At 72.0% G+C, this 13230-nt stretch carries 12 protein-coding genes; 5 read left to right on the top strand and 7 right to left on the bottom strand.

Annotated elements, in window-relative coordinates; genetic code table 11:
• Nucleotides 1–7: 7 nt before the first annotated feature.
• Together ACWD12_RS12470 and mug are read right to left on the bottom strand one after the other, a co-directional pair.
• The gene (locus tag ACWD12_RS12470; RefSeq protein ID WP_450099509.1) at nt 8–292 is read right to left on the bottom strand and encodes an isoamylase early set domain-containing protein; all 285 of its coding nucleotides are present in this window, start codon (nt 290–292) and stop codon (nt 8–10) included.
• A gap of 217 nt (nt 293–509) precedes the next feature.
• Nucleotides 510–1085, bottom strand: coding sequence for a G/U mismatch-specific DNA glycosylase (gene mug, locus ACWD12_RS12465; protein WP_450099508.1), 576 nt, complete (start codon nt 1083–1085; stop codon nt 510–512).
• Between the two features lie 556 nt (nt 1086–1641).
• On the opposite strand from mug, the gene ACWD12_RS12460 reads away from it, so the two are divergent.
• Together ACWD12_RS12460 and ACWD12_RS12455 are read left to right on the top strand one after the other, a co-directional pair.
• On the top strand, nt 1642–4158 hold the full coding sequence (locus ACWD12_RS12460) for a lantibiotic dehydratase (RefSeq protein ID WP_450099507.1): 2517 nt from the start codon (nt 1642–1644) through the stop codon (nt 4156–4158).
• 44 nt (nt 4159–4202) lie between these two features.
• The gene (locus ACWD12_RS12455) at nt 4203–4934 is read left to right on the top strand and encodes an SDR family oxidoreductase (RefSeq protein WP_450099506.1); all 732 of its coding nucleotides are present in this window, start codon (nt 4203–4205) and stop codon (nt 4932–4934) included.
• 116 nt (nt 4935–5050) lie between these two features.
• Here the strand turns inward: ACWD12_RS12455 and ACWD12_RS12450 are convergent, their stop codons facing one another.
• The 3 genes from ACWD12_RS12450 to ACWD12_RS12440 all read right to left on the bottom strand — a co-directional run bounded on the left by ACWD12_RS12450 (nt 5051) and on the right by ACWD12_RS12440 (nt 7713).
• Complete coding sequence (locus tag ACWD12_RS12450) at nt 5051–6208, bottom strand: ROK family protein (protein WP_358362281.1); 1158 nt, start codon at nt 6206–6208, stop codon at nt 5051–5053.
• A gap of 113 nt (nt 6209–6321) precedes the next feature.
• Entirely contained in the window at nt 6322–7065 is a 744-nt protein-coding gene (locus tag ACWD12_RS12445; RefSeq protein ID WP_358362279.1) for a GntR family transcriptional regulator, read from the bottom strand.
• 156 nt (nt 7066–7221) lie between these two features.
• Complete coding sequence (locus ACWD12_RS12440; protein WP_450099505.1) at nt 7222–7713, bottom strand: GNAT family N-acetyltransferase; 492 nt, start codon at nt 7711–7713, stop codon at nt 7222–7224.
• Nucleotides 7714–8001: 288 nt separating this feature from the next.
• On the opposite strand from ACWD12_RS12440, the gene ACWD12_RS12435 reads away from it, so the two are divergent.
• From ACWD12_RS12435 to ACWD12_RS12425, 3 genes are all read left to right on the top strand, one after another.
• Nucleotides 8002–8796, top strand: a complete 795-nt coding sequence (locus tag ACWD12_RS12435) for a DNA alkylation repair protein (RefSeq protein WP_450099504.1) — start codon at nt 8002–8004, stop codon at nt 8794–8796.
• Nucleotides 8797–8872: 76 nt separating this feature from the next.
• Nucleotides 8873–9244, top strand: a complete 372-nt coding sequence (locus ACWD12_RS12430; RefSeq protein WP_358362273.1) for an MmcQ/YjbR family DNA-binding protein — start codon at nt 8873–8875, stop codon at nt 9242–9244.
• A gap of 322 nt (nt 9245–9566) precedes the next feature.
• Nucleotides 9567–11273 (top strand): ABC-F family ATP-binding cassette domain-containing protein, encoded by a 1707-nt coding sequence (locus tag ACWD12_RS12425; RefSeq protein WP_450099503.1) that lies wholly within the window; start codon nt 9567–9569, stop codon nt 11271–11273.
• Nucleotides 11274–11331: 58 nt separating this feature from the next.
• Here ACWD12_RS12425 and ACWD12_RS12420 read toward each other — a convergent pair whose 3' ends face one another.
• Nucleotides 11332–11985: a TetR/AcrR family transcriptional regulator gene (locus ACWD12_RS12420; RefSeq protein WP_450099502.1), complete on the bottom strand. Its 654-nt coding sequence runs from the start codon at nt 11983–11985 to the stop codon at nt 11332–11334.
• Nucleotides 11986–12011: 26 nt separating this feature from the next.
• Nucleotides 12012–13088: an amidohydrolase family protein gene (locus ACWD12_RS12415; RefSeq protein WP_450099501.1), complete on the bottom strand. Its 1077-nt coding sequence runs from the start codon at nt 13086–13088 to the stop codon at nt 12012–12014.
• Nucleotides 13089–13230: the final 142 nt, after the last annotated feature.

Genomic DNA, 13230 nt, shown 5'->3' with positions numbered 1-13230 from the left:
TCGCGGGTCATGCCCGGGCGGGCTCCAGGTAGCTGTTGTGTCCGTCGTGGCCGTCGGCGTCCGCCTCGTCGAACCAGTGGCCACCGTGCGCGAGGTACCGGAAATGCAGCCGCTCGTTCGCGGGCACGGCCACGGTCACCGCGCGGGTGCCGTCCGTGCGTACGAGGAGTTCGTGGGCGCCGGGTGTCCAGTCGTTGAAGTCGCCGACCACGCTCACCGCCGGGCATGCCGGGTCGGGCGGGAGGATGAACGTGACACGGGTCGTGTCCTTGCGGCGAGTGCGCTCCAGCACGTCGGGCTCCTCGGTTTCGGCTTCGATGCGCCCGCAACCGGACGTCGACGCCGATGCGGCTCACCCGCCATCGTGGAACCCGATATGTCCCGGAAACTGCGGTTCGCCGCCGCCGCGCTGACGCTTTCACCCACCCAGCCCCACGCCACGGCCGACGAACCTCCCCCGCCGCGCAGAGGTCGGCGAGGCACGAGCGGCAATCGCCGTCGTGGCCGGGTCAGCCGGAGAGTCCCGATCCCTCGTCGCTGTTGTGGGCGACCACCCGCAGGCGGGCGAACTCGTCGGCCAGGGTGTCCACCGTGAAATGGGCGTTGAGGCCGCTCGGGTTGGGGAGCACCCACACGCCTGTGTCCCCCAGCGTCGTGTCCTGGCGCCCCAGCGCGGCCTTGGGGTCTCCGAACGCAACGCGGTACGCGCCGATCCCGACCACCGCCAGCCAACGCGGCCGGTACTGCTCGACCTTCGCGCGCAGGGCCTTCCCTCCCGTGCGGTACTCGTCGGCGGTCAGCTCGGCCGCGCCGGCGGTCGCCCGCTCGACCACGTTGGTGATGCCCAGCCCCAGGCCGAGAAGGTCGTCCTGCTCGTCCGGCCGCAACAGCCGCGGGGTGAAGCCCGACCGGTGCAACGCGGGCCAGAAGCGGTTGCCGGGCCGGGCGAAGTGGTGCCCTGTCGCCGCCGACATCAGGCCGGGGTTGATTCCGCAGAACAACACGTCGAGGCCTGGGCCGATGACGTCCGGGATGGTCCGCCCGGCGGTGGCGGCGAGTTCTTCGCGGGTATAGCGCTTGGTCACGCAACCAGTCTCCCGGATGGCTCGCCGGGTTCATGTGTCGGTAGGGCGCCAACGAGGTGCCCACGGCGAACTCGATGTCCCCGCGTGTGGGGCGGCGAACTCCCTTTGAAGCTGGGGCAGTGCGGCCGGGCGGCGGATCGGTGGCTGGGGTCGGCGGCAGTGTTCAGGGGTGGCGTTCGGCGGTGGGTTCGGCCGTACGGGTGAATGGTCTTGTCGGGCGCGCGATCCAACCATCAGGATGGCAAGCGGAACCTTCCGCGGGGCCCCTCAACTCGCGGACGCCGCAGCATGGTTGCGGCGTCTCGCTCCGCTTGTCTCCCTCCACTTGTCTCCCTGTGCCTCTCCCGCCTCCTGGTTTTTCGTCCCGCGTGCCGTCCTCCCTGCCTGCCTTCCCGCCTGCCTGCCCTTTCCGCCTCACCGAATCCGGGCGCGGCGTCGCCCGCGTCTCCGCGGCGCGAGCCATGTGCCTGTGCCTGTGCCGAGGAGTGACCGCAATGACCGACGACGAATTCGACCTGGACATCCGCCTCGGAGGTAAGACCCCCGACGGCGGCGCGTGGGGCATGACCATCGGGGGAACGCAAGGCGCGACGTGCAGCACCACGTGCGTGACGTGCAATACGTGTCCCAGCTACTGCACGCGCAACACGGAGTGCAACCAGAACACTTGCAACACGTGCGCGCAGACGTGTCCGAGCAGACCGACATGGCCCTCCCCCTTGCGGGAAGCCGGGTCAACCGCGCCGTGGCCATGGAGGCGGCGCACGCGGCCGAACTCCTCATGCGGCTTTCGCCGGCGCCCGATGCCCCCGCCGCGATCGAGGGCTACCGCCGCGCGTTCGAGGCCAAGTACGGCGACGAACAGGAGGTGCCGATCCTCGCGCTTCTCGACCCGGTCACGGGCCTCGGCCCGCCCAACCACGGGCCGGGCGCCTCCGGCGCCCAGAACGAGGAGCGCCACCACTTTCTGCGTTCTCTCGCCCTGGACGCGATCAGGGACGGCCGCACCGTCGTCGACCTCGACGAGGCGGCGTTGCGCAAGCTGGAGACCTGGCCGGTGTCCGGGGCATCCGCCCCCGCCTCCCTCGACATCGCCGTGTTCGTCGTGGCCCGCTCCGCGCAGGCCCTGGACGCCGGTGACTTCCAGCTGGTCGTGGGCCCCAACCTCGGCGGTCAGTCCGCCGGACGCAACCTCGGGCGCTTCGCCGACCTCCTGGGGCCACCGGCCGAAGAGGCACTGCGCTCGGTCGCCGACGGCGAAGTGGCGGTACGCCCCGGCCGGTTGACGGCCGAGATCGTCTACCTCCCGCGCCGCACCCGGTCGGCGAACGTGGTGATCCGCCCGATGGTCCGCGACGGCGAGATCGTCCTGGGTACCACGCCCGAGAGCACCCGAACGATCCCGCTGGACGAGCTGGTCGTGGGCCTCGACGACGACGGCCGCTTCAGGGTGCGCTGGCCGGCCCGCGACCTCGAAGTGGTGCCGTGCACCGGCCACATGCTCACCACCACGCAGGCACCTCCCGCCATCAGACTGCTCGACGACATCTCCCGCGACCGACAGCCCCAGCTCGGCGCGGCGCCTTGGGCGTCCGTCGCCGATCTCCCCTTCCTCCCCCGCGTCCAGTCCGGTCGCGTGGTCCTGTCCCCTGCCATGTGGACCCTCGGCTCCGACGTACGACCGGACACGCTTGCCGCCTGGCGGAAGCGGTGGTTGGTCCCCCGGCACGTCTACCTCGCGTCCGGCGACAACCGGCTGCTGCTGGACCTGGCGGACCTGCGGCAGGCCGGGCAGTTGCACGCCGAGATCGACAAACGGCCGAACGGCGGACGCGTGTTCCTCCAGGAGGCGCTGCCCGGTCCCGAGCACGCCTGGCTGCCGGGGCCGCAGGGCCGCTACGTCAGCGAGTTCGTGGTGCCGGTGGTGCTGGACGCCGCGCACGCCGCACCGGTACGCCCGTCTCAGCGGCGGTCACGCGTGGTCCGCACCTCCTCGCCGCTGCCCGAGGAGGTGTTGCGGCCGCCGGGCAGCGACTGGCTGTACGCCAAGCTCTACCACCCGCCCCGCCTCGGCGACCACCTCGTCGCCGGACCCGTCCGCGACCTCTGCCGCGACATGACCGAACGCGGTTGGGCGGAGCGCTGGTTCTTCCTGCGCTACCACGACTCGTCCCCGCATCTGCGGCTGAGACTGCACGGCGACCCGCGTACGCTCTCCGCCAAAGTGCTGCCGGAGCTTCTGGCCTGGGCCAACTCGCTGACCGGTGAGGGCCTGTGCGAGCGCTTCGCCGTCGACACCTACGAGCGCGAGATCGAACGGTACGGCGGCCCGCTCGCCATGCCGTGGGCGGAATCGCTCTTCGCCGCCGACAGCCACGCCGTGGCCGAGCTCCTCGCGCTCCTGCGCGACACCGGCACCGGCACCGGCTCCGGGGTCGACACGGACACCGCGACTGAGGCCGACGGCAAGGAGGCGGACAGCGGCCGCCTCGACCGGACACTCCTCGCCGTCCGCAGCGTCGACGAACTCCTCGCCGGCCTCGGCTTCGACGAGTCCGCCCGCGCCCGCTGGTGCCGGGGCCGGATCGATCGGGCCGGCCGATCCCAGCAACGGGCCGTGGGGCTGCGATACCGCCGCCACGCCGCCGACCTGCGCAGGCTTCTGGCCGACGACGACTGGCTCGCCGACCGTCGCGGCGGGCCGCAGGCGCTGGCGGTCCTGGCCACGCTCCGGCGGGAAGCCGCCGCGGCGGCTGCGGCGTTTGCCGACCTCCGCGGTCGCGGGGAGCTGTGGCAGCCGATGGACCGACTCGCGGGGAGCTTCGTCCATATGCACTGCAACCGCTTGCTGGTGTCGGGCCGGGACGAGGAGATCCAGGTCATCGGCCTGCTGCAACGTGCCGGGGCCGGCCTTCTCCACGCGCCCCGGCCAGCCGGGTCCCAGCGGTCCGACACACGCACGGCGCCCGAAACGCCCGCGATCCGTCGGTCCGAGAACCCGCTTTCGAGCCCTGCCGACGACCCGCGACTCGCCGAGGGCAATTGCGTGGACGCGGCGGCCCGGCCCCTCTAGCGTCGGGTCCGTATGTCCGGCACCACCCATCTCGCGGGGAGAACATGAGCAATCCGTCCGACGGCACCCACACGCAATCGTCCCCGGTCACCCTCGTGACGGGCGGCACCAGCGGCATCGGGGAGGCCGCCGTGCGCGGGCTGCTCGCCGCCGGGCACCGCGTCGCGCTGACCGGCCGCAACGAGAAGAAGTTGGCCGCGGCCGTGGAGCGCTTCGACGCGGGCGACCGGGTGCTCGCGCTGCCCGGCGACGCGTCGGACTGGGACGCGGTACGCACCGCGGTCGAGGAGACCGCGGCCACGTTCGGACGGCTCGACAACGCCGTGGCCAACGCGGGCTTCTCCACGGCGGGCACCGTCGAGTCGGGCGATCCCGCCGAATGGCACGACATGGTGCTGACGAACGTGCTCGGCCCGAGCCTGCTCATCAAGGCGTCGCTGCCGGCGCTGCGGGCGACGCGGGGGCGCATCGTGCTGGTCGGCAGCGTCGCGGGCTTCAAGAACACGCCGGGCAATCTGTACTCGGCGACGAAGTGGGCCGTGACCGCGCTCGCCGAGAACACGCGCATGCTGGTGACCAAGGACGGCATCGGCGTGACGCTGATCGCGCCGGGCCGGGTGCTGACGCCCTTCTGGGACGACCGCCCGGACGGCGCCAGCGCGGGTCCGATGCTGACGTCGGAGCACATCGGGGACACCATCGTGTGGGCGGTGTCGCAGCCGGAAGGCGTGGACGTCAACACCGTGGTGGTCCGCCCGCAGGGCCAGGCCAACTGACCGAGCCAGTCGGGCGTCACCGGGACGCGGACCGATCTCGCCGGAACACGGACCGAAACGCGGTCTCGCCGGGCCGCGGACCGAATTGCCGTCTCGCCGAAACGCGGACCGCGTCGCTACCGGTGTGCCGCCCCGTCGTGGCCGACCGCGAACAGCCGCTCCTCGGCCCGGTCGAGGGCGACCCGTAGCGCGCCCAGCGAAATGCCGTCCGCGCCCAGCGCGGACAACTCCACGCGCGGCAACCGCAGGCAGAACCGGGCGAGTTCGCCGCGCAGCGGTTCCACGACGTCGTCCAGCCCGACCGCCCAGCCGCCCACCACGACGATCTCCGGGTCCAAGGTGAGCACCAGCGCCGTGATGTCGTGCACGAGCCGCTGGACGAAGCGGTCCATCGCCTCCTGCGCGACCGAGTCCCCGGTACGCGCCAGGCGGAACACCTCGGCGACCGCGGTCTCGTCCAGCGGCACCAGCGGCGTCCCGGTCGTCGACAGCAGGCTCTCGGGCGGTGCCTGGCGGCCCAGCAGATGCAGTGCGCCGATCTCCCCGGCCGCGCCGCCGAACCCGCGGTGCACGCGCCCGTCGATCAGCGACCCGGCACCGGGGCTGAGCCCCGCCAGCACGTAGACGACGTCGTCGGAGCCGACGGCGACGCCTTGCCAGCGCTCGCCGATGGCCGCGAGGTTGGCGTCGTTCTCGACGAGCACGGGGCAGCGCAGCGAGCGGCCCAGGCGTCCGGCGAGGTCCGTCCCGGTCCAGCCGGGCATCGCGGCGCTGAACGTGACGACGCCCTTGCGGTCCACGATGCCGGGGGTGCCGACCCCCGCGGCCCACAGCCGGTCGCGTGCGACGTGGGCGCGGCGCAGTAGTTCGGCGACCGCCGTACGCGCGCGGTCGAGGCGGTCCTCGGGGCCGAGGCCGTCGGCGGGCCGGCTGTGCCGGGCGACGACGGTGCCGGTCAGGTCGGCGAGGACGCAGCGTACGTCGTGGATGCCGATGTCCAGGCCCAGGACGTACCCGGCCTCGGCGTGGAAGCGCAGCCGTCGTGCCGGGCGGCCGCGGCGGCGTCCGGCGGCGGACGTGTCCGGTTCCGACTCGACGACCAGGTCCTCGTGCAGCAGGCCGTCCACCACGCCTTCGACGGTGGGCCGGGACAGGCCGGTGGCGTCCATGAGTTCGGTGACGGTCAGGTGCGCGCCGCCGCGCAGCGCGCGGAGTGTCGCGGCCGAGTTGATGCGCCGCAGCAACGAGGAGTCCCCGCCGGTCAATCCCGCCACGGCGGCCGCTCCTTCCCGTTCCGCTCGTTCCGTTCGGTCCGCGTCGGCGGATGGTATCCGACCTGGCCGACGAGGTTCACGGTGCTGAGCGTCACAAGGCGATCACAAGCCGGTCACGAGGCGGAGCGGGCCCCGATCGGGGCGTCCTCGCCGAACGCGAGGCGGCAGGTGTCGGCGCGGTACGTGGCGACGGCCAGGGCCGCGGTACGCCCGCCGGCGGTGTACGCGGTGGTGACCACGAGCACGGCGGTACCGGGCGGCCGCTCCAGCAGGCGGGCCTCCTCGGGTTCCGCGACGCCGACCTCGACCGACCGGGTGAGCCCTTCGAGCGTGTTGTTGCGCAGGTGGCGGAGCACGAGCGCGGCGCGGCGGTTGTCGCCCAGCAGTTCGGGCACGCGCGGGACGACGGCGCGCGGGACGTACAGGCACTCGATGCCGACGGGCTGACGCATCGACAGCTGCCTGCGGCGCACGCGGTGGACCATCGCACGCGGGCGCACTCCCAGTTGGGCGGCGAGGCGCCCGGGGACCGCGGCGGTGGTGCCGTCGACGAGGTCGCGGTCGCCGGGCTCGACGCCGGGCCAGCCCTCGTCGTGGGTGCCGATGGTGATGTCGACGCGCGGGCCGGCCACCACCGTCCCGGCGCCGCGGCGACGGTGCAGGCGGCCCTCGAGTTCGAGTTGTTCGAGGGCTTGGCGGAGGGTCGCGCGGGCCACGCCGAAGCGGGCCGAGAGGTCGCGCTCGTTGGGGAGCGTCTGGCCCGTGGTGAACTCCGATTCGATCGCCTGGACCAGCACCGTGCGCAGGTGCCAGTACTTCGGCTCGGCTGCCACCTCGACGGTCGCCGTCGTCGCCATGCCGCCCCCCTGGCGGGAATTATGCTTCCCGCTTTACTAAAGGTGCTTGGACTTATCTTCGGCGACAGTACGCAGGTCCAGACCAGTGGTCAAGGAGCCGCGATGCCAACCATGTGGTTTGCCTGACGGCCCGTCACCAACGCCTGCGCGGACGCCTCACAGGTCACGTACGAAGCACACGCGCGCCAGCCCCTCGCCGTCGTAGTTCGCCTTGGCGGCAACCCCGTCCACCTCGTGGTCGCCGTCCTCGATCCGGAATCCCATGCGCGTGTGGTACGCCACCGACGCGAGGTTGGCGGGGCCGGTGATGCAGCGCACGCGGGTGCGTCCGGCCTCCCGGGCCAGTGCAAAGAACCGCTCGTACAGCGCCGAGCCGATGCCCGCCCGCTTGTGCTCGGGGGCGACGCCGACAAAGTGGATGTACGCCTCGTCGGGCCGGTCCTGGGAGAGGAAGCCGATCAGGAACGCGGCGAGCGGCCCGCGGCCGCCCGGGTCCTCCGCACTCTCGACGACCAGGCTCGTGCCGGTGAAGTGCTGGAGGAACAGGCGCGGGACCAGCAGGCGCCGCTGCTGCGCCCCGGCCTCGCCGCCCAGGCCGCCCCACCAGTGCGTGAGTCCGTGCTGCACCCGTGCGAAGTCGTCCTCCACGGGGCGGCGGACGACGAAGCTGCCGTCGCCGATCGGTTCGGGCGACCCCGAGGGTTCGGGCGATCCCCAAAATTCGGGTGATCCCCCGGGTTCCGACGGCTCCGTGTGGTGCGCCCTGCCTGTGCTGCTCGTGGTCATGCTGTTCTCCCTTGCTTCCTGTCGCGTGCGATCCTCGCTGCCCCGGACGTCCGCGGTCTGACGCCGGGGTGTCCTGATCATTACCGCTGGGAACACGCCCGACCAGCGCATATCCGTGGACGTGTCGGGTCGGTCGGGTAGGCAGGAGACATGACGACGCCTGATAACGCCGCTCTGGCCGCGGACATCGACGCCGCCCTGGCCCGCCTTTCCGACCCCGTGCGCGCCGCGGGCGCGAAGAAGTACCTGCGCAGCGAACTCACCCACTACGGAGTCGCGGTGCCGGATGTCCGGGCGGTCGTCGGGGCGCGGCGCAAGGCGCACCCGGACCTGACGCACACCGACATCGTCGCGGTGACCCGGGACCTGTGGGCGCCGCCCGTGCACGAGTCGCGGCTCGCGGCGTGCCTGTGGCTGGAGGCGTACGCGGACCGGCTCGCCCTCGACGACACCGCGCTGCTGGCGGAACTGATCGGGGAATCGGGTACCTGGGCGCTCGTGGACGTGCTGGCGGGTTCGGTGGCCGGACGGCTGCTGCTGCGGGTTCCGCGGGCGGAGGCGGCCTACCGCGCGTGGGCGGCGCAGGACGAGATGTGGCTGCGGCGCTCCGGCGTGCTGGCGTTCCTGCTGCCGGTGCGGTCGGTCCAGGCGTACCCGCGGTGGTTCCCGGTGTTCGCCGAGGTGGCCGATCCGCTGCTGACGGACACCAGGTTCTTCGTGCGCAAGGCGATCGGGTGGGTGCTGCGGGAGGCGTCCAAGCACCATCCGGACGAGGTGGTGGCCTGGGTGGGCGCGCGGGTGGACCGGATCTCGGGGCTGACGTTGCGCGAGGGGCTGAAGCGCGTGCCGGAGGAGCAGAAGGCGGCGGTGCTGCTCGCGTACCGCGGCCCGGGTCCGCGCGACCGCGGCGATGGCGGCGATGGCGAGGGGAATGTGTCGCTGTGAAGTCCCCGATGTAGGTCCGGATGTGACGGGTCCGGACGTGAACACCCCAACACGGTGAAGAGGAGAGGAGCCCGCCATGGCGGTCGGCGTGACGGAGAAGGAACTGCGCGCGATGCTGCTCGCGCTGCCGGAGGCGGAGGAGGTCATGGTCGAGGCCTGGGGGCATCCGACGTACCGCGTGCGCGGCAAGATGTTCGCGTCGACCTCCGAGGGCTCGCCGAAGGTGTGCCTCAAGGCGACCAAGGAGACGCAGGCCGAGTTGCTCGCCGCCGATCCCGCGACGTTCACCTTCCCGGCCTACGTCGGCCGCCACGGCTGGGTCGACGTCGCCCTGGCCGGCGTCGACCGCGGCGAACTGGCCGAACTGGTCGCCGAGGCCTGGCGGTTGACCGCGCCGAAACGGCTCGTGAAGGCGTACGACGCGGAAAAGGCGTTGCCGGAGGAGTGACCCTGTCGTAGCTTCTCAAGGGCCCGAGCGTGGGCCCGAACTCGACCCCGAGTTCAAGCTTTGGTTCAAGCCCGGATTCAAGCCCGAGTTCGATCCCGAGCCCTGGCCCCACGCTCCCAGGACCTGAAGGAGAAGGCCGTTGCTCTTCTGAGGACGGAGACCCGCACCGCACCGGACACCCGTGTCGCGGTGGCGCGCGTTCTCGTCCTCGGCACGGAGCCGCCCTCCTGATCCCGGGCCTTCCTGCCTCCCCGGTCGATGTCCGCGTGCCCGCGGGTCTCCAGACGCCGCCCTGTCCGCGAGCGCCCCGGAGGCATCCACCATGTCAACCTTCACCGTGTCCATCGTCTGCACCGATCTCGGCTTCACGTGGCCGGACGGCGGCACGCTCTTCGACGACTTCCAGATGGCCGTGGGCCCGGGCCGGACCGGCCTCGTGGGCCTCAACGGCGCCGGGAAGTCCACGCTGCTGCGCCTGATGGCGGGCGACCTCGCCGCCACGCGCGGCACGATGCGCGTCACGGGCGAACTCGGCTACCTGCCGCAGAACCTCACCCTCGACGCCGACGCCCGCGTGGACGCCGTCCTCGGCATCTCCGGGCAGCGGGCCGCCCTGCACGCCATCGAGGCGGGCGACGTGGATCCCGCCCACTTCACCGCGGTCGGCGACGCCTGGGACGTGGAGGAGCGTGCGTTGGCCACACTCGACCGCCTCGGACTCGCACACCTCGACCTGGACCGTCCCACTGGGCGGCTGTCCGGCGGCGAGTCCGTGATGCTCGCTCTCGCGGGCCAGTTGATGCGCCGACCGGACGTGCTGCTGCTCGACGAGCCGACGAACAACCTCGACATCGTGGCGCGCGAGCGGCTGTACGAGGCGGTCGAGGCGTGGCCGGGCGTCCTCGTCGTGGTCAGCCACGACCGCCACCTGCTCGACCTCGTGGACCAGGTCGCCGACCTGCGCGACGGCGAAGTGCGCTGGTACGGAGGCACGTTCAGCGCGTACGAACAGGCGCTGGAGGTCGAGCAGGACGCCGCCGAGCGCATGGTGCGGGTGGCGGAGTCCGACGTACGCCGGCAGAAGCGCGAACTCGCCGAGGCGCACGACAAGCTCGCGCGCCGCAAGCGCTACGGCCAGAAGATGTGGGACAACAAGCGCGAGCCCAAGGTCATCATGGGTCAGCGCAAGCGCTCCGCCCAGGTCGCGGCCGGCAAGCACCGCACGATGCACACCGAGCGCCTGGCGGACGCCCGGGACCGGCTCACCGAGGCGGAGCGGTCGGTACGCGACGACGACGTGATCCGCGTCGACCTGCCGGCGACCGAAGTCCCGCAGGACCGCCAGGTCGTGGCCCTTCCGGGGGTCGGGCTGCGGTTCGGGGCGGGGGTCAGGGCGGGAATGGCCGGGTCGGGAGCGGCCGAGTCGGGGGCGGCCGGATCCGGGTCGGCCGGGTCGGGCGTCGGGCAACAGGCCGGGCCGCGGGTCAAGTTCGACGTACGCGGGTCCGAGCGCATCGCGCTGGTCGGCCGCAACGGCTCCGGCAAGAGCACGTTGCTGCGGACGGTGGCGGGGCTGATCGAGCCGCGTACCGGCGAGGTCCGCAGGGATGTGCCGATGCGCTACCTGCCGCAGCGCCTCGACCTGTTGTTCGACGACCTGACGGTGGCGGAGAACGTCGGCCGGTTCGCGCCGGGCTCGACCGACAACGAGATCCGGGCGCGGTTGGCGCGCTTCCTGTTCAAGGGCCGCCGGGCAGACCAGCTGGCGGGCACGCTGTCCGGCGGGGAGCGCTTCCGGGCCACGCTGGCGGCGCTGATGCTGGCGGAACCGGCCCCGCAGCTGTTGATGCTGGACGAGCCGACGAACAACCTCGACATGGCGAGCGTGCGGCAGTTGACCACGGCGCTGGAGTCGTACCGCGGGGCGCTGATCGTGGCGAGCCACGACGTGCCGTTCCTGCGCGGGCTGGGTGTGACGCGGTGGATGAACCTGGACGCGGACGGGCTGACGGAGGTGGACCCGATGTAGCGGATTGCTGCTCCGCGGGGGGCAGCGAGGGTTGGGAGGGCTACGTACGCGCGGCTGCTCAGACGTCGGACACGGCGTCGCCGCCGAACTGGCGGGCCAGGGCGGCGATGAGCAGCCACGCGTGCGTCTGCCGGTCCTCGGGGTGCCGCCGGTCCTTCAGCTCCGCCGGGGTGGTGCCGGCCAGGGTGGCATGGCTCAGCGCGAGTCCCCGCAGGGTGTGGAAGAGGAAGCCGGTGTCGGGCGGCGCGGCGCAGTCGCCGGCCACCTGTTGTTCGAGGTCGACGAAGCGCTTCCGGATGCGCTCGTCGGTCTCGACGATGGTGGCCACCGCCTCGGCGGAGACGGCCGGATCGCGGGTCAGGTTCAACGAGATCTGGAGCCGGGCCAGGTATTCGGGGCGCCCGTAGTAGGAGTCGAGCAGTTCCCAGTACCGGGTCAGCCTCTCGGTGACGTGCTCGCCGCCGACGTCGGCCTGTTCGACCAGCTGCTCCAGCAGCGCGCCGCCGTCCCGGTGCGCGGCGACCATCAGCGCTTCACGAGTGCCGAAGTGGTGCTGGATCACCCCCCAGGAGACCCCGGCCCTGCGGGCGATCTCGTTGGAGCTGGCCCGGTAGAAGCCCTTGTCGAGGATGCAGCCGAGGGTGGCCTGAATGACGCGGGCGCGGGTGGTGTCGTGGTCGTGCCCGGCGGACGGCGGCCTGCTTCGTTCCACGGTCGGCGGTGCTCCGTTCGTCGGCCTCACAGGTTCCAGATGCGGGTGGCGTTGCCCGACAGCATCAGTGCCCGCTCGTCGGCCGGCACGTCCGCGAACTGCTCCTCCACCAGCGCACGGGACCGCGGCCAACTGGACACCGGGTGAGGATAGTCGGTGGACCAGAGGATGTTCTCCACCCCGATGTCGTAGCGGAGTCTGGAGAGTGCCAGGGGCTCCTCGATGAACGTGATGTGGACCTGGCGCCGGAAGTAGAAGCTCGGCAGTTCCGGGAGGCCGAAGTCGTAGTCCTGGCGGGTGACCTGGTCGTCGACCGTGTGCAGCCACCACGGCACCCAGCCGAGCCCGGGTTCGACGAACACGAGCTTGAGGTCCGGGAAACGTGCGAGTACGCCGGTGCACACGAACATGCCGAACGCCTCGGCGGTCATCAGCGCGGTGACCGGCACCATGATTCCCTTCCCCTTGGTGGGGTCGCGGCGGGCGAGGTCGTCCAGGGCCGTGTTGAGCCCGATGTGCAGGCAGACGGGCAGCCCGAGGTCGCTGATCGCGGTCCAGAGCGGTACGTAGCGCTCGTCGTAGTAGTCGGGCAGCCCCAACTCGGAAGGATTGACCGGAAGTTGCAGGGACTTCGCACCGGCGGCGGCGACCCGCCGCACCTCCGCGACGGCGTGGTCGATGTCGTGGATCGGGATCTGGTACGACAGCACCAGGCGCGCCGGATCAGCGGCGGCGAACTCGGCCAACGCGTCGTTGAAGGCCCGGGACGCGGCCCGCCAGCCGTCCTTCATCAGATACATGTACCGGAACCCGGACACCTCGCAGTACAGGACATCGACGTCGACGCCGTCGATGTCCATGTCGGCGAGGCGGGCGTGCGGGTCGGCGTACCCGGGGCGGTTCGCCGAGGGGTACGAACGGTTCTCCAGCGACTGGGTGTTCGCCTGGCCCGCGCCCATAGAGCGGCGCATGTTCGCGGCCAGGATGCCGAGGGCCTGGTCGTACTCGTCGTGGACCGCGGCGGGCATGTGGGCTTTGATCTGCGCCTGCGACAGCCGTACGTGGGAGTCGGCGGAGATCAGCCGCTCGGGGGCGAGGGTCATGGCAGCTCCTCTTGGGTCTGCGGGTTTGGTGTGTTGGGTGGGCTAGTGCTGTGGCCGGGAAGGTCTGCCGGTTCCCGGTGTTCGGTGCCGCGCCGCCGGGCCTGGCGGCCCTCCCGAGCAAGGCGCAGGCCCGAAGCTCGTA

The organism is Streptodolium elevatio, assembly GCF_053592165.1.
The sequence above is the reverse complement of the archived record's forward strand: the minus strand, read 5'-3'. Positions and strand labels throughout refer to the sequence as shown.